This window comes from Flagellimonas alvinocaridis (assembly GCF_004916895.1).
Lineage (GTDB): Bacteria > Bacteroidota > Bacteroidia > Flavobacteriales > Flavobacteriaceae > Flagellimonas > Flagellimonas alvinocaridis.
Genome location: NZ_SNTZ01000002.1, coordinates 332,417 through 349,660, shown reverse-complemented (window position 1 = coordinate 349,660; position 17,244 = coordinate 332,417). Strand labels below are relative to the sequence as shown.

Here is a 17,244-nt window from a genome sequence, read left to right as displayed (position 1 = left end):
CAAAAAAATAAAAATTTAGTTAGCGGCAGCGATTTTAGCTGCCGCTTTTGATTATATCAAAAAACATTTTAGATTTACAGCACAAACACCCCGTAACAAGCTACTTTTACTACTCCATTTTCAACCTTATCGTAGTAGAGGAAAACAACCAAGCGTAGCATATGAAGATTCCTATTAAGGACAGATATCGATTACAAGATAAAATTGATTTGATACTTAAAGTTAATTATAGCTCTTCTTTGTTCGCATTTATCCTAGGGATAATCTGCCTCTTTCTTCTAGATATTAAAGGCGTGATTCCGTATGCCTGCTTTGGTTTTGCCGTCGTAAATTTGGTAAACACACTTCTTTACAAGCAACACCAAAACCTTATCCTCACATACAATCTCACTTCGGTCTTGGCCATGATCGGCGCCACTTTGGTAACCATATATAGTGGTGGTATTCAAAGCCCGTTTGTTTTTGTACTGGCCATTGTAGTTTTTGCCGGTTATGTGACCACCAAGGTATTCGGACAGCTCTATTTGATTATTAACCTATCTGTGCTCGCCATTTTATTTCTGTATGATGTTGGGAACTTTAAGGTTACCGAAAATACCATTCCTTTGGAATCCAGGGATTGGTTTGCATTCTTGAGTGCCGTTTTTGCAGTCTATTTATTGGGCGGCGTCTTTGGTAAAAATCTCTTAAGGGCGCATCACAAATTATACAAGTCCAGAAACGAGATTCAAGAGCGCATCCAGGAGAAGGAAATTTTACTAAAAGAAGTCCACCATCGGGTCAAGAACAATCTACAGACCGTTTCCAGCCTGTTGAGTCTACAATCCCGTGCCATAGCCGATGAAAAAATCAGCAACATCATCAAAAGTAGTCAGAATAGGGTTGTATCCATGGCTATGGTACACGAAATGCTCTACAAGCGGGACGATTACCTTTCAAAAATTGAACTTAAGCCCTATGTACAAGAATTATGCGATTACCTGGTACGTTCGGTAAAAGGAAACTCCAATAGTGTCAAGGTCAATTTGGATATTGACGACAATAAGCTCAGTATAGATACCATAATTCCCCTTGGACTTATTATCAACGAAACCATTACCAACGCTCTTAAATATGGTATAACGGAAGAGCATGATGGGGAAATCCATATTTCTTTGCACAAGCTGCCCAATGATCGTTATGAGATGTTCTTGGGAGATAATGGCATTGGGTATTCCGAGGACATCAACCCCAGAACAACAAATTCGTTGGGACTTAAACTTATCTATAACCTAACACGCCAGCTAAGAGGTACCATTTCACGTGATTATGCCAAGAAAGGGACCTATTATCGTATAGAGTTTGAGGAAATTATAGAGGAATTCAACTCTGTTGATTAAACTGTTTTTTTATCTTTAGAAGATTATCATTAATCTTCATCGCATGTTAAAAAAACTACTCCTAGGAACCTTCCTTGTCTGTATTACCTTTTCAGTATCTGCCCAAGATTACTTTTTTAAGAAATTCCACCCTTTTAACGATAATGTACCCTCGCCTGAAGAGTTTTTGGGGTACGGCATTGGTGATAGGCACACGCGACACGACCTCATCGTGGCTTATTTAACCAAACTTGCTGAAGTTTCGGATAGGGCCAGCATCCACCAATACGGTCAAACACATGAAGGAAGAAAACTGGTCATGCTAACGGTTTCTTTACCAGAAAACTTGAACAACCTGGAACAATTGAAGCAAAAACACCTTCAATTTACAGACCCGTCCCAAACCCCAACCAATTATGATGAGGTCCCCATTTTCATCAATTTGGGGTACAACGTCCACGGGAATGAGCCTTCCAGCTCCGAAGCAGCTTTGTTGACAGCCTATACTTTGACCGCTTCCAACCATCCTGAAATATTGAATTACTTAAAGAACAGCGTAATTTTTATCGACCCTACCATTAATCCAGATGGAAGGGACAGGCATACCCAATGGGCCAATATGTATCAAGGCAATCCATTGGTGGCCGACCCTGCCGATGCCGAACATAACGAATACTGGCCCATGGGCCGGACCAACCACTATTGGTTTGATCTAAATAGGGACTGGTTATTGGCCATTCACCCAGAAAGTAGGGGCAAATTGACTTGGTATCATGAGTGGTACCCCAATGTAGTGACCGACTTTCATGAGATGGGTAGCCAGAGCACGTATTTTTTTGAACCGATGAAGACCAATGGCTCCCTAAACCCCATCATGCCCAAAGAAAACTACGAAGACCTCAACAATCTTTTTGGTGATTATTTCTCCAAAGCATTGGACAGTATTGGTTCTTTTTACTTCACCAAAGAAGTTTTTGATGGGACCTATCCTGGTTACGGCTCCTCCTACCCTGATCTTCAGGGCGGTTTGGGATTGTTATTTGAGCAGGCAAGCTCTAGAGGGCATAAACAAACCACCGATTTCGGGGAAATTACTTTTCCGTTCACAATCAGAAATCAATACACCTCTAGCATCACCACCGTTAAAGCAGCGGTTGAAAACAAGGCCATGCTGCGCAAATACCAACAAGATTTTTTTAAAAGTGGACTCACTAATGCTTCAAAGAGCCGAATTCAAGGATATACATTTTGGGACGATCATGACGCCAATCGTGTAAAGGCTTTTATAGATAAGCTGTTATTGCACAAGATAGATGTTTATAAATCCGGGAACAGGTTTGTGGTGCCCACACGTCAAGCGCAGTACAGAATGGTGCAGACCATGTTTGAAACCTACGGTAAATATCGGGACAGTGTTTATTATGATGCTTCAGCTTGGTCCGTGGCCAATTTCTACAATATGAAATATAGTCCAGTGAATAACCTAAACTTGGGCGAGAAAGTAACTTCCACAGATGGTCTTGTGAATTCACCGGCCGTGCAAAAATCAGAGTATGCCTATATCATCGATTATGATGATTATAATGCTGTAGCCGCGTTGCATTTTCTTCAACAAAAAGGATTGGTGCTTTCTTCTTCCTTTAAACCATTTACCATAAAAACAACCACTGGTGATAAAAAGTTCAACTATGGGGCCTTGGTTGTTCCGGTCAGTCTTCAAAAGAAAGATGCCAATACTGTGTACGAATTGGTCCAAGAGGCCCAAAAGAAATTTCAGGTTCCTGCCTATGCCATTCCTTCAGGATATAGCCTACAGGGGGTTGATTTGGGCAGCAGGTACGTCTCTCCCATTACCAAACCCACAGCAGTTATGCTTATTGGCAATGGCACACGGTCCTATGAAGCCGGAGAGGTTTGGCATTTATTGGATACCCGTGTTCATATGCCCATTACCAAGGTACCTTTGCGGAATTTCAACAGGTTGGATATGGACAAGTACAACACTTTGGTCATGATATCCGGAAACTATGATTTCTCCGAAAACCAACTTAAAAAAATCAAAGATTGGGTAAGTAAAGGCAATACTTTGATTACTATTGGAACGGCTTCCAAATGGGCTATCGATAAAAAATTGGTCAAAGAAAAATTGACCGAACAGGAGAAAGACTCCACCGCAACTGTGGAACGTAAACCTTATGTGGACGCCCCGGAGAACATTGGCAAGGAAAGTGTGGGAGGAGCCATTTTTAAGGTAGATTTGGATGTGACCCACCCCTTGGCTTTTGGTTATAGAGACACGTCTATCCCTGTTTATAAGAACAATTCCGTGTGGTTGTCTCCAAGTAAGAATGCCTACGCAACCGTGGGCAAGTATGCCAAGAATCCACATATTGATGGCTTTATCACTTCCAAGAATATGGAAGAAAACCTTAAACCCTCTGCCTCTTTAATTGTTAGTGAGGTGGGAAGCGGTCGTGTGGTACTTTTTGCCGACAACCCCAATTTCCGGGGGTCATGGTACGGCACCAACCGTCTGTTCCTAAATGCATTGTTTTTAGGGGATAAGATTGAGGTTCCAGAATAACCAACACCAGATATCATGAAAAAAATACTTTTCCTTGTAATATCACTCCAGTTTCTCTGGGCCACAGGTCAAGAGAGCATGAGTGAAGGACCATTTTCGCAACTTATCATTAGAGGCGTAACCTTGATCAATGGCAACGGTTCACCACCAAGAGGCCCTATTGACATTGTTGTGGAAAATAATAAAATTGTAAGCATCCAAGTGGTGGGGTACCCTGGTGTTAAAATAGATGAAGCCAAAAGACCTAAGCTAAAACCCGGGGGCAAGGAGTTGGATTGCTCCGGTATGTACCTCCTTCCGGGATTTATAGATATGCATGGCCATATTGGTGGTGAAGCCCAAGGGGCAGACTCCGATTATGTGTTCAAACTTTGGATGGCACACGGCATCACCACCGTTCGGGAGCCTAGTGGTAGAGGTGTAGACTGGACACTTGACCTCAAACGGAAAAGTGAAAAGAACCAAATCATTGCCCCACGTATTTATGCCTATACTGGTTTTGGGCAACAAGGTGGAGATTTTAGCCCGCTGAATGGTTCCCCAATAAGCACACCTGAGCAAGCTCGGAAATGGGTACGCGCCAATGCCGAACGTGGAGCGGATGGCATCAAGTTCTTTGGTGCCCCTCCAGAAATCATGACCGCTGCCTTGGATGAAAACAAAAAGTTGGGGTTACGGTCCGCATGCCATCATGCCCAAACCGATGTAGCTCGATGGAACGTACTCAATTCCGCCCGGGCCGGTCTAACCACCATGGAGCATTGGTATGGTCTTCCAGAGGCTCTTTTCGAGGACAGAACCGTACAGGATTATCCGTTGGACTATAACTATCAAAATGAACAGCACCGCTTTGAGGAAGCAGGAAAACTATGGGAACAAGCTGCCAAACCGTATTCAGAACATTGGAACAAGGTCATGGATGAGCTCATCAGCTTGGATTTTACGCTGGTACCCACATTTAATATCTATGAGGCCAGTCGGGATTTACACCGAGCCAGAAGAGCCGAATGGCACGAAGACTACACCTTGCCCTCCCTTTGGGAATTCTACCAACCCAGTAAAATATCACATGGCTCCTATTGGCACGATTGGGGTACCGAACAGGAAGTGGCCTGGAAACGGAACTACAGGCTCTGGATGACCTTTATCAATGAATATAAGAACCGGGGTGGTCGTGTGGCCACAGGGTCGGATTCCGGATTTATATTCCAATTGTATGGATTTGCTTATATACGTGAAATGGAGTTGCTACGCGAGACAGGATTCCATCCTTTGGAAATCATTCGGTCTGCTACGTTGAATGGAGCGGAAGCCTTAGGTGCTTCTGATAAGATTGGCACAGTGGATGTTGGTAAGATGGCCGATTTTGTAATCCTAGCGGAAAATCCGCTACGGAACTTCAAGGTACTCTATGGTACAGGAGCCATTAAGCTGACCGAAGATAATGAAGTGGTCCGTGTGGGCGGGGTTACCTATACCGTTAAAGACGGAATCGTTTACGACGCGAAGGCACTTTTACGGGACGTAAAGAAGCAAGTACAACAAGCAAAAGAAAAATTGAACTACAACCTAAAGCAACCGGGATCAAAATAGCATCCATAAACGATTCTGGGATTAAATTAATTTTTGGCAGGATAGAAGTATATAAAATACTGACATCCTGCTTTTTTATTGGAACATTTTTTTTCGGAACGAAAAGACTATTGAGGCCATCACAAAAGCAACCCCTAGAAAAAGTGTAAATGGAATAACGATACCCACAATCATGATTATGCCAATTTAGCTCTGTCCTTTTTGGTTTTGAAAGAAAGCTCCTTTTTAACCCTAGAGTTTTTGAACTTGTACAACCTAGCAACCTCAGTTTCCTTTTTGGCTTGCTTCTGGATATCAATGTTCAATTCAACTCCTACAGTAACGGCATCAACTTTAACTTCTTTGTTAGCATCTTGTGCCATAGCTACTGTTCCGAAGAAAATTACTGCGATGATGGTTAAAATTGTTTTCATGATTTGGGTTTTTATTACAATGTAAATCTACCCTCGCATGACCCCTGGATCAGATTTCTGTCGCTAAACCCCCCTTTTTTTTCGGTGTAGAAACTTTTCTTGGATAAAGTGTTTTTTATCGTCGATGAACGATTTTGGGTCAAAAAACAGCACACCGATTCGGCGTGCATTTCATCGATCGTTTTAAAGACCGAATCTCTGCAAACCCTTGTAAACAAAGAGATTATTTGTAGGAAAAGAAATACAGAAAATAGATTTAAAGTGGTAAAAAACTTACAAATTTGATTTTTAACTCAAATACGGAAAGGCTATTGGAAAAGGTTCCAAAAACATCGATTAACACTTTTTAACACCCCTCATCGTAATAGTTGCTATCTTATCCCTACTAAGCAAAAAACAACACAAATGAAGACCATTCAGATTTCCTTTTTGACTTTACTATTATTTACATCTATAAGTTGTCAGTCCAAGACCAAAAACAACAAACAGGAAATGGGCCAAAAAGAACAGAAAGAGACTCTAAAACAAATGGCCCCATCGAATGAAGAACTTCAAAAGTATGAGACAGCTTATTTTGCCAGTGGTTGTTTTTGGTGTGTTGAAGCCATTTTTGAAAGCGTAAAGGGGGTTAAAGAGGTTTATTCAGGTTATTCGGGCGGAAAGAAAAAGAACCCAACATACGAACAAGTGGGATACGGCCGTACAGATCATGCAGAAGCCGTTGAAGTATATTACGATCCCAATGTTATCTCATTTCCCCAATTGGTACAGGTCTTCTTTGGGTCCCATGATCCTACCACCCTAAATCGTCAAGGGCCGGACCGTGGTGCTCAATACCGGTCCATCGCCTTTTATAAAGATGACACTCAAAAGAAAACCATTGAAGATTACATTGCCAAATTGGAAGCTGCCAATGTATTTGGAAAACCCATTGTTACCCAAGTAAAGCCCTTTGAAAAATTCTACATGGCCGAGGAATACCATCAAGACTACGAGAAAAAGCATCCCAACAATCCGTACATCCAACAAGTATCCATTCCTAGGTTAAATAAGTTTAAGGCCAAATTTGGATCTTATTTAAAGGAAGACACCCATTAATTCGGGTTTATAAAAAACATTTGTGATTACATCCAGAAAAGCAACTAGGAAAGAAGCGTTGCGCGTTTTCTGGAGCTTGGGGAGAAAAGGAAGCTTTATTGCTTCAGGACAACATCACTATATCTGGAGTTGATATTTATGGATTTATTGTCTGTTTGATTGATATAGTACCCTTTGTGTACTTGGGTAGCATGATTTTTGGAAGTTTCCAATACCATGGACTTTGGATAGGTAAATTCTGAGGCTGTTTCATTCACATAAATTGAAAACGCCACCGAAGGTAATTTAAACGCTACTTCCCCATTCTCCACGGAAACATCAATAGTACTGAAACTATCGGTCACAGTATCAATACTCAAAGCCCCTAAAGTACTGTTCACCAAAGCCTTTCCTTTTAATTTTCCAATAAACACATTGGATGACACGGAATTCAATTTCAACTCCTTTACTTCATTCAGGTTTACGTTATCGGCAAAATCGGTCTGTAGCTGGCCATAGTTCCACTGCTGTACCACAATGGGGGAATACGAAGCCTTTATACTGGTCTTACTGCCATCGATGGTAGAAGCAAGCAAGCTTGCGTAGGACAAGCTTGCATTAATGTTCTTTGTATTGGCGGCCAATTTCACCTCACCGTGCCGCACATCCATTTTAAGTTTAATGTACTTGGGCATTTTGATCTTGATACGCTTTTTCACCTTGTATTCCTTATGTTTTCCATCCTCCGAGGAATAATAAAATACATTGGGACCATCTTTATGAATACGGATTACCCTTTCATGCTCGCGTTTCATTTCTTCCTGCTGGCTTCTTGCTTCCTCTCTCTGCGCCTTCACTTCTTCCCTAACTTCCTTTCGCATTTGTTCGCGCTCCTCCATGAGCTGCTTACGGTCCTCCTGCATCTGCTTTCTCATTTCCTCCCTTTCCTTGGCCCGATCTTTCAATTGATCGCTCCATTCCTCAAAACGCTTTTTGTACTTCTTGTCAAAATTTTTATCAAAGTTCTTCTTCCACTCATTTAAATATTTGTCCCCATCTTTTTTATAAGCATCATAATCAAACTCCATAAAGGGCATGGGCGGCATTGGGGGCAATTCGGGAATAACAACTATCTCTGGAATTTCGGGAATCTCTGGAATCACCGGAATTTCAATATCTGCCATGATATGCTCCACGGAGGGCACATCAGGAAAAACAAAATCAAAATTACTATTGAAATCGTATACCATGGGACCAAAGCGGTTTCCTTGGGTGCGAACTTCAATTTCCTTGCTATTGCCCATGATCTTGATCAGATCTTTCTCAAAATACGATGTTGCCTCCTCGTCAGTGGCTCCTTCCAGTTCCACCACGGCAGTTACTTCCACTTGGTCTTTGTCCCACGTTTCAAACTCAATGTCTGCATAACTGGTATTCAGGTTGATGACGGCCTCCTTGTCAACATTGAAGGTCTCCTTGTACGTTTTTGATTTCTCCTGTGCCTGGATAGCGGTACCCGCCACCACAAAGAGCATCAGGCTAAACCATATTTGATGATTCCTGTTCATTTTTTGATGATTTTAATTGATTTAACTTTGATTTTAATCGTTGTAACAACTGCAATCGCAATTGAAGGTTTTTTACCAAGGCACCAATGGTCTGGTCATTGGGACCTATTTCGTTAAGCTCTACGTTAAGTCGGCGGTATTCCGCATCCAGTTCGGCCAATCGCGCCATATAGCTGTCCAGTACTTCCTTATTCTCCGGGTTGGACTCCAAATCTGAAAGTTGCAGATTAATATTGGTGAGATAATAATTCTCTACTTTCTGCAAATCTGGGGACAAATCACCCAAAGAAAGGGTTTGCTGGATCTTGGTCTCATTCCCAACCACTTGGTCTATAACTGGGGATATTTTTTGCTCCCCGGATAAAAAGTAAACGGTAACTCCCAAAATAACCACAACCGAAGCGGCAATTCGCATCCAAAAAATCTGGGGAGTCCTATTTTTGATGGGGTCCGGAAGCTCTTTCTCCAATTTGGATAAAAACCGAGCCTCGTGCCCTTCTTTCATGCTGTGTGTCCTTTCCCGCTCTTTGGCGAACATTTCTTTAAGATCCTGTGCCATAAGCTATATCTTTTAATGTTTCTTTCAATTGTGCCTTACCTCTCAATAGTCGGGTACGTGAGGCCGATTCAGAGATTTCCAATATCTCTGCTATTTCCCCATGATCATAGCCTTCCACTAAATAAAGCTGCACCACATATTGGTACTTTGCTGGCAATTCCTCAATAGCCTTTTTTACCTCTTCCATGGATATTCCTCCATCTACCTTCCAATCATCCGTTTCAGCTACCTGTAAATAATTCTCATTTAGTTCAATGGTTCTTTGGTGCTTCGATTTCAAAAAATCTATACTCCCATTCACCACTATCCGTTTTAACCATGCCCCAAACGTAACCTCGCCTTTATACTGATCAATACGCTGAAAAGCTTTGATAAAGGATTCTTGGAGGACATCCTCGGCATCATCCGGGTTTTTTAAAAAGCGCATGGCCACTCCGTACATACCATTGCAATATTGGCGGTACAGTTTTACTTGCGCCTTGCGGTCGTTGGCCTTGCATCTTTCAACCAGATCAATTTGAAACACGGTCGGTTTTATGTTGGGTTAATTTGTTGTTCTATGTAAGGACGATGGAAAAAAAACAACGTTGCAAAATAGTTCTCTTTTTGCAGTTTTTTAACAAAAAATCCCGTTGAAGGTTCAACGGGATTTATTTTAACGACATGTATTTCAATCTTTTATTCGTCCATAAGAAGATTCAAGTGTACAGTAATATTGTCCCGTGTGGCCTTGCTATATGGGCAAATTTCATGGGCGGCATTGATCAACGTCTCCCCCATATTCTTATCAACCGTAGGCAGGTAAGCATCTAAGGTTGCTTCCAAGTAAAAACCATCCTCCTCTTTGTTGAACTCAATAGTGGCCGTAACACTGAAATCCCCCAAATCGTCAATATGGTGTTCCTTGGCAACAGCTTGTAAAGCACCTGCAAAGCAGGTAGAATAAGCTGCGGCAAAAAGTTCCTCTGGATTGGTGGATTTTGAATCAGGTTTTCCTTTGGAATTGGGCATACTGATGTCAAAATCGATTACCCCATCCTCACTCTGTACATGCCCGGAACGTCCTCCCGTATTGGTAGCCTTACTCTCAAAAATAGTTTTCATCTGTAAATTAGGTGTTAAGTTCTTAAAAATCGGACTAGTCAATCTACTATCCAATATTCAACATGAGAAGTTACCATTTGTAGATGGATGTCCCTAATTACAGTTATTAAATTTGTGTGAAATAGTGCTTATTCCCTCCATTTAAAAGTAGTGGTCACAATCATTTGTAATACAGTATAACCCATAAAAACTTTATACCTTAGTAGTAGGACTCCATTAAAAGATATCTTGGCCAACAAAAAAAATACAACTCCCGGTACCATTTCCAAAATTCAGGAGCTACGGAAACAGGAAATTTCTGTGGATACCTTGACCAAAGGCATCTTTGAAGGAAACAAGGCGCTACTGGCCAAGGCCATTACTTTGTTGGAAAGCACCAATCCCGAGCATTTTGAAAAGGCCAATGCTGTAATCGAGAAATGTCTTTCCCGACCAAATTCCAGTATCCGTTTAGGGATTACTGGTGTTCCAGGAGTAGGAAAAAGCTCCTTCATTGAAGCATTGGGTGCCCTCCTGACCTCAAAAGGAAAAAAGGTGGCTGTTCTGGCGGTAGACCCCACAAGTTCCTTGAGTAAAGGCAGTATTCTTGGGGATAAAACCCGCATGCAGTCCCTTTCAAAAGACCCCAACGCCTTTATCAGACCCTCTCCTTCCGGAAGCTCTTTGGGCGGAGTGGCCCAAAAGACCAGGGAAAGTATCATTTTGTGCGAAGCTGCGGGGTACGATGTCATTTTAGTGGAAACCGTTGGTGTGGGGCAAAGTGAAATTGCGGTACACAGCATGGTAGATTTCTTTTTGCTCTTGAAACTATCCGGAGCGGGCGATGAATTGCAGGGCATTAAAAGGGGCATCATGGAAATGGCCGATGCCATTGCCATCAACAAGGCCGATGGTGACAATTTGGAGCGGGCCAACTTGGCCGCAGCAGAATTTTCAAGGGCCCTTCACCTCTACCCACCTAAAGCAAACGGATGGATACCCAAAGTTTTAAAATGCTCAGCCATAGAAAATATGGGCATTCAAGAGATTTGGGATATGGTTAAGGATTTTGTAGAACAGAATAAGAAAAATGGTCATTTTGAAGAAAACAGAAAACTTCAGAACAAAAACTGGTTCCTTCAAACCGTAGACGAACAAATCAAGCAGTATTTTTATCAAAAAGCATCGTTCAAAAAAGCTCAGGACAAAATGTTGAAGGCTATTGAGGAAAACAAAATATCCCCCTTTTATGCCGCAAAAAATCTGTTGGCAGATATAACCAAGTAACTTTAAATAAAAGCAATAAATTTGTACAGATTTCAAAACGAATGAGCACCGTCACCGATTCCCTTTTATCCATAGTGGTCCCCTTGTACAATGAAGAGGACAATGTGGCCCTTCTCACCCAAAAGATCCATGAAAGTCTTGAAGGGTACAACTATCAAATTGTATATGTGGACGATTTTTCAACTGACAAGACCCGCCAAAAGGTCAAGGAAATGGATGACCGCAAAGTCCATTTGATCGAGTTGAAAAAGAACTACGGACAAAGTTTGGCCTTGGCCGCCGGACTTGATTACGCTGAAGGGGAATACATCATTACCATGGATGGAGACCTTCAAAATGACCCTTCCGACATTCCCCAAATGCTGGAATATGCTGTAAGCGGGGAATATGATGTTGTCACAGGGATTCGTCAGAAACGTAAGGATTCCCTCATCAAGAAAATTCCCTCCAAAATTGCCAACTTCTTGGTGCGAAGGGTGACCAAACTCGATATCAAAGACAATGGCTGTGCCCTCAAAGTCTTTACCAAGGATATTGCCAAAGGACTCAACCTATATGGTGAAATGCACCGTTTTATTACACTTTTGGCACATCTGGAAGGCGCCCAAATCAAGCAGGTTCCCGTGAAACACCATGCCCGCCATGCCGGGGTTTCCAAGTATGGTCTGGAACGGGTATTCAAGGTGGTGGCCGATATGATGCTATTGCTATTCATCCGAAAATATTTTCAGCGACCCATTCACCTTTTTGGAATTTTTGGGGTATTGCTCATCATTCTAGGCATTTTTATAAATATCTACTTGCTGGTTGTAAAACTCGGCTTTGGTCAAGACATTGGCAGTAGGCCTTTGCTCATTTTTGGGGTCATGTTCATTTTGGGGGGCATACAACTCTTCACGATTGGTATTGTGATGGAGTTGTTGATTCGCACCTATTACGAATCCCAACAGAAACGACCTTATCGCATCAAAAAAATCTCTATAGGTGACGGAAAAACTGCGTAAGAAGCTCATTACGGCACTGAAAATCATCATCAGTACGGTATTGATTTATTTTATTTTCACCAAAATAGAACTCAAGGATGTATTACAGACCCTAAAAAAGAGTGACCCTCTATTTTTGATTTTGGGCATCCTACTGTTTATCCTTTCAAAAGTGTTGGCTGCTTTTAGACTTAACCTTTATTTTCATGGGATTGGGGCAAAAATCACACAATTGGCCAACCTAAAACTATATCTATTGGGCATGTTTTACAACCTGTTCCTCCCTGGTGGAATTGGCGGTGATGCCTACAAAGGCTACGTGGTCCAAAAAGAATATAAGCCCGGGACAAAGAAAGTGGTCTCGGTTTTATTGGTAGACCGTTTGAGTGGCATGCTGCTACTGTTTGTTTATGCCTGTACCTTGGCGCTCCTATCTTCCAGTGCTTTTTTTAATGGATTGAACGGACTTGTTGCTCTGGCCATTCCTGTAAGTGTCGTGGTCTTTTGGTGGGTAAACAAACGCTTTTTCATTTCTGGATTTCCAGTATTTTGGAAATCCTTGGGCTATTCGGCCTTGGTGCAACTGGCCCAGTTGGTTTGTGTGCTATGTATTCTGAAATCATTGTCCATTGGATTGGATGTTGTGGAATACCTTTTTGTCTTCTTGGTTTCTTCTATTGTATCCGTGATTCCATTGACCATTGGTGGTATCGGAAGTAGGGAGGTCACCTTTTTGTATGGAGCCGAATGGTTGGGATTGAATGTCAGCACATCCATTGGTATAAGTTTTACCTTTTTCTTGATTACTGCCTTGGTCTCTCTTTTGGGTGCTTTTTATCACTTCAAAAAACCACTATTGGAAACGACATCTTAATCCAAATGCACCAAATGCATTCGGTTCAATTTCTGTTGACGGGTATTGGGATTCAAGAACTTCATCTGCAAACGTGTAATCCGGAATTGGTCCACTGTAATTTGCTGACTCCAATCTAATCCATCTCGCTGCATTTTTTCAAGCTCGGCATCCGTGGCATATACCCAAACATCGCTCATATCCATCAATTCCGTTAAGGTGGTAATATTGACAGGGTTCTTATTATAAAAATCCAAGGCCCAGGTATGTCCTTCCGAAATCTTGTAAATCTTATCCACAGGAATGTTGTCCTCCGCAACTTTCCCTGCCATGGTTGAGCCTGCCTGGTATTGAAGAAGACGGGGATAAAAATGGGTGTTGAGCAGTCCATTCAGCAATAATGAGCTACAAACCGAAATGGTTAAAACTTTTAGATAAGGTACCTCTCGTTTCAAACAATAGTAGACAACGCCTGAAAGTGCTGCCAATAAGACCAAATACCCGTACCAATGCTCCAGTTTGAACACATAAAAGCAAACCAAAACGGTAAAAACGAAAACCAAACTCAAGATGAAGTACTGTACTATAACCAATACTTTAGCCACCTTTTCCTTTTGTTCATGATGGATTCGATAGAGATATCCTGCAGAAAGGACCGCATACAAAGGAATAAGTATGTTCATGTAATGCGGTAGCTTAAACTGCGCAAAACTTATTAGAAAGAAAAGAATGGAGATGCTACCAAAAGTCAGGAACTCCAATTGCGGCCTGTAGGCAAACTTGATTTCCCAAAATGTTTTGAGTTTCGTCCAATAGGCTATCAATGCCAAAACGGTCCATGGTAGAAATACCCATAAAAAAGTATGGAAGAAGAAAAAGAAATCGCTGCTGTTTTTGCCTACTCCCTCGCCGCTCATACGTTCAAAGCTCTGTTCCCAAAAAATAAAAAAGATACCGCTGCGATGGTCTTTCTCTCGAATAATTTTCTCGGGGTGCAAATCAAATTGGTGATAGTAGGCATAGAGCATGGGAGCTATAGTCAAACCAAAAACCACTAAAGCCACCAACACCTTCCAGTTGATCAATCGCATCCATTTTCGGGTATAAGCCAAGTGGCAAAGCACCGAAACCCCAATGACCACAAGTGCAATCTGGCCCTTGGTTGAAAAAGCCATCCCAGCTCCAAAAGCACCCAGTATGATACCCTTAAGGGTATTTTTCTCAATGTACGTGACCAACTGCCAAATGGAAAAAATGGCAAAGCCGGTCAAAACTGCATCGGTACGCACATCGATGTTGGCCAATACAATGGTCTGTGCTGTCATAAAAATCAGGGCGGCGAATCTACCCACATCCTTGTTGTATAGCAATTTCCCCAAGCCATGACAGCTATAGGCCCCCAGCAGGGTCGCCAAAATACCCGGAATCCGGTAGGCCCAATCGTGTATCCCAAAAATTTTATAGGAAAGTGCCGCCAACCAGTAGTGCATGTGCGGTTTGTCCAAGTATTCCTCGGGTCCCTTGAAGAGGCTCAAAAAATCATTTTCTTGAACCATTCGCATTGCCATAACGGCAAACTGTGCGGAATCGTTCTCGAAAAGGGTCACGAACATTCCAGCGATATAGACCAGAACAATAAGGGTAAGTAAAAACCAGTATCTGGCCGTTGAAATCATGTCCCTGTTTTTTGGAATGCAAATATAGCCAACTTGGCAAACAACCATCCGAACAACAGGCCTACAATGGCCCCTGTGAGCACATCCAAGGGAAAATGCACCCCAATATAAATTCGGCTATAAGCCACCAAACAGGCCCATATCATAAGGATGAATCCCATATATCTCACCTTCCCACAGAACAGGACCATGAAAAAAGTGGCTGGCCCAAAAGAATTGGCGGCATGGGCAGAAAAATAACCAAACTGTCCTCCGCAATAACTTTTCACCAAACGCATGACCCCATTGATCTCCGGATCATGGCAAGGTCGCAAACGGCCTATGCCGTATTTAAAAAAATTGGATAGTTGGTCTGTGCAGGTAATCAAGAGGGCTACACTCACCAAAATGACACCCGTTTTTTTCCATCCAAAATTTTTATAGGAAAGATAGAGCAGCAGTACATACAGAGGGAATGAATTCTTGGTCTTGGTCATGAACATCCAAAAACCGTCCCAAGTCGGGGTCCCCAATCCGTTGAGGAAGAGAAAAAGGTCTTTATCGTATTGCAGCAGTTGGTCCAGCATCTACTCGTCGTATCGGGAAACTTCGCGATCATAGAATGCCGTTGCCGCTTCAATAAGGCCCTCAGCCTCATCAGCAAGCTCCGCTTCATCTTCTTTTGAAAATTCCTCCATCCATTCCACTTCATCATTTTCCAGGTTGATAATGAACCGTGGATACTCGGTATGGACGATAAATATCGCATCGGGATAATCCGTGTTGTCCGCTAAAAGAAATTTGGGCAGTTCCATATGTTTTTGATTTAAATCCGGTCAATAAAATCCGAATCAGTCCTGTATCAATTTTTTGGTCAAATAGATGAATCGAATATACAACAATACCGCCGAAGCTGTAAGCCCGGACAGCAATCCTAACCAAATACCGGTACTTTTAAAATGGGTGTGCAGACCCAAGTAGTAGCAAATGGGAAATCCGATCAACCAATAGGCTACAAACGTGATCAAGGTAGGAATCTTTACGTCTTGCAGTCCTCTTAAAGCACCCAAGACCACGACCTGTAAACCATCCGAAATTTGAAAAAATGCGGCTACCAACAACAACTTGGCAGCAATAATAATTACTTCGGTATTGTCCATTTGGTTGACAAGGTCGTCCACATCCAAATAAATGGTAGGGAACCAATGTCTCCCGATCAAAAAGAGAGCGGCAAAAACAATTTCCAACAATAGGGTGAGGAAAAAAATGGATTCGGCAATTCTTTTGAGTTCCTTAAAGTTTTGCAGTCCCTTTTGATTGCCCACACGGACCATGGCCGCCACACTGAGTCCCATTCCCACCATAAAGGTCATACTACTCAGGTTCAATGCTATCTGATTGGCTGCTTGGGCATTTTTGCCCAACACCCCACTCAACCAAATGGCAGCGGTAAATATGGCCACTTCAAAAAACATCTGCATGGCCGATGGAAATCCAAGACTGATGATTTTGTTCATCACCTTCTTCTCTATCACCTTAAAGTTGAACCCGGTCACGTAGGGTTGAAACTTCTCCTTCCTTTTCAAAAGAAACCAGATGTACCCCACCATGATAAATCGTGAGGCCAAGGTACCAATCGCCGCTCCAACGATTCCCAACTTTGGAAATCCAAATGAACCAAAAATCAATAGGTAATTCAGTGAGATATTCACCACATTGGCCAAAATGGTGGCATACATGGGGTATTTGGTCTGTGACAATCCTTCCGAGAATTGCTTAAACGCCTGAAACATGACCAAAGGCACCAATGAAAAGGCAACCAGTTCTAAATAAGGTATGGCCAGTTCCACTACTTCAGGGGGCTGTTTCATGGAATGCATCAATGGCTTGCATAGCAGAATGATTCCAAAGAGGGACAATCCCAACAAGGTGCACAGGACCAATCCGTGTTTGAGGGCACTTTTGCCATCTGCTTGATTTTTGGCTCCATCCGCTTCGGCCACCAAGGGGGTAATGGCTGTTGAAAAACCAATACCCAAGGACATGGCTATGAACACAAAACTATTGCCCAATGATACCGCTGCAAGCTCTGCAGTTCCCAGTTGGCCTACCATGATATTGTCAGCAAAAGCTACAAACGTATGACCCAGCATCCCCAAAATTACAGGGTAAGAGAGCTTAAGGTTGTATGCAAATTCCTTGGTATACCGTTGAAACATGGCCATGACAAT

General features: G+C 42.3%; 16 protein-coding genes. 7 read left to right on the top strand and 9 right to left on the bottom strand.

The features are described 5' to 3' along the window. Window positions 1-161 precede the first annotated feature (161 nt). From EZV76_RS06935 to EZV76_RS06925, 3 genes are read left to right on the top strand one after another with little or no spacing between them, the layout of a single operon-like run. A complete protein-coding gene (locus EZV76_RS06935; RefSeq protein WP_136565872.1) occupies window positions 162-1,379 on the top strand; it encodes a sensor histidine kinase in 1,218 nt (405 codons plus the stop codon). 43 nt (window positions 1,380-1,422) lie between these two features. After that, window positions 1,423-3,942, top strand: a complete 2,520-nt coding sequence (locus EZV76_RS06930) for a M14 metallopeptidase family protein (protein WP_136565871.1) — start codon at window positions 1,423-1,425, stop codon at window positions 3,940-3,942. Between the two features lie 15 nt (window positions 3,943-3,957). Then, window positions 3,958-5,535, top strand: coding sequence for an amidohydrolase family protein (locus EZV76_RS06925; RefSeq protein ID WP_136565870.1), 1,578 nt, complete (start codon window positions 3,958-3,960; stop codon window positions 5,533-5,535). Window positions 5,536-5,711: 176 nt separating this feature from the next. On the opposite strand, the gene EZV76_RS06920 is transcribed toward EZV76_RS06925, so the two are convergent. Beyond that, window positions 5,712-5,948: a hypothetical protein gene (locus EZV76_RS06920; RefSeq protein WP_136565869.1), complete on the bottom strand. Its 237-nt coding sequence runs from the start codon at window positions 5,946-5,948 to the stop codon at window positions 5,712-5,714. A 405-nt stretch (window positions 5,949-6,353) separates the two neighbouring features. On the opposite strand from EZV76_RS06920, the gene msrA reads away from it, so the two are divergent. Beyond that, the gene (gene msrA / locus EZV76_RS06915) at window positions 6,354-7,046 is read left to right on the top strand and encodes a peptide-methionine (S)-S-oxide reductase MsrA (protein ID WP_136565868.1); all 693 of its coding nucleotides are present in this window, start codon (window positions 6,354-6,356) and stop codon (window positions 7,044-7,046) included. A 95-nt stretch (window positions 7,047-7,141) separates the two neighbouring features. On the opposite strand, the gene EZV76_RS06910 is transcribed toward msrA, so the two are convergent. From EZV76_RS06910 to EZV76_RS06895, 4 genes are all read right to left on the bottom strand, one after another. Then, the gene (locus EZV76_RS06910) at window positions 7,142-8,593 is read right to left on the bottom strand and encodes a DNA-binding protein (RefSeq protein WP_136565867.1); all 1,452 of its coding nucleotides are present in this window, start codon (window positions 8,591-8,593) and stop codon (window positions 7,142-7,144) included. Beyond that, entirely contained in the window at window positions 8,565-9,152 is a 588-nt protein-coding gene (locus EZV76_RS06905; protein WP_136565866.1) for a hypothetical protein, read from the bottom strand. Before EZV76_RS06905 ends, EZV76_RS06910 begins: the two co-directional genes overlap by 29 nt. Further along, window positions 9,136-9,678, bottom strand: a complete 543-nt coding sequence (locus tag EZV76_RS06900) for an RNA polymerase sigma factor (RefSeq protein ID WP_136565865.1) — start codon at window positions 9,676-9,678, stop codon at window positions 9,136-9,138. The genes EZV76_RS06905 and EZV76_RS06900 overlap by 17 nt, the downstream gene beginning before the upstream one ends. A gap of 152 nt (window positions 9,679-9,830) precedes the next feature. Continuing rightward, entirely contained in the window at window positions 9,831-10,256 is a 426-nt protein-coding gene (locus EZV76_RS06895; protein WP_136565864.1) for an organic hydroperoxide resistance protein, read from the bottom strand. A 228-nt stretch (window positions 10,257-10,484) separates the two neighbouring features. On the opposite strand from EZV76_RS06895, the gene meaB reads away from it, so the two are divergent. From meaB to EZV76_RS06880, 3 genes are read left to right on the top strand one after another with little or no spacing between them, the layout of a single operon-like run. Continuing rightward, window positions 10,485-11,522, top strand: a complete 1,038-nt coding sequence (gene meaB, locus EZV76_RS06890) for a methylmalonyl Co-A mutase-associated GTPase MeaB (RefSeq protein ID WP_201741832.1) — start codon at window positions 10,485-10,487, stop codon at window positions 11,520-11,522. A gap of 41 nt (window positions 11,523-11,563) precedes the next feature. Beyond that, complete coding sequence (locus EZV76_RS06885; protein WP_136565862.1) at window positions 11,564-12,526, top strand: glycosyltransferase family 2 protein; 963 nt, start codon at window positions 11,564-11,566, stop codon at window positions 12,524-12,526. Beyond that, window positions 12,507-13,379 (top strand): lysylphosphatidylglycerol synthase transmembrane domain-containing protein, encoded by an 873-nt coding sequence (locus tag EZV76_RS06880; RefSeq protein ID WP_136565861.1) that lies wholly within the window; start codon window positions 12,507-12,509, stop codon window positions 13,377-13,379. The genes EZV76_RS06885 and EZV76_RS06880 overlap by 20 nt, the downstream gene beginning before the upstream one ends. Here EZV76_RS06880 and EZV76_RS06875 read toward each other — a convergent pair. From EZV76_RS06875 to EZV76_RS06860, 4 genes are read right to left on the bottom strand one after another with little or no spacing between them, the layout of a single operon-like run. Then, window positions 13,376-15,034: an ArnT family glycosyltransferase gene (locus EZV76_RS06875; protein ID WP_136565860.1), complete on the bottom strand. Its 1,659-nt coding sequence runs from the start codon at window positions 15,032-15,034 to the stop codon at window positions 13,376-13,378. The two genes, EZV76_RS06880 and EZV76_RS06875, sit on opposite strands and share 4 nt — an antisense overlap. Then, window positions 15,031-15,600, bottom strand: a complete 570-nt coding sequence (locus EZV76_RS06870) for a phosphatase PAP2 family protein (RefSeq protein WP_136565859.1) — start codon at window positions 15,598-15,600, stop codon at window positions 15,031-15,033. The genes EZV76_RS06875 and EZV76_RS06870 overlap by 4 nt, the downstream gene beginning before the upstream one ends. Then, window positions 15,601-15,828, bottom strand: coding sequence for a DUF8828 family protein (locus EZV76_RS06865; protein WP_136565858.1), 228 nt, complete (start codon window positions 15,826-15,828; stop codon window positions 15,601-15,603). A 36-nt stretch (window positions 15,829-15,864) separates the two neighbouring features. Next, window positions 15,865-17,232 (bottom strand): MATE family efflux transporter, encoded by a 1,368-nt coding sequence (locus tag EZV76_RS06860; protein ID WP_136565857.1) that lies wholly within the window; start codon window positions 17,230-17,232, stop codon window positions 15,865-15,867. Window positions 17,233-17,244: the final 12 nt, after the last annotated feature.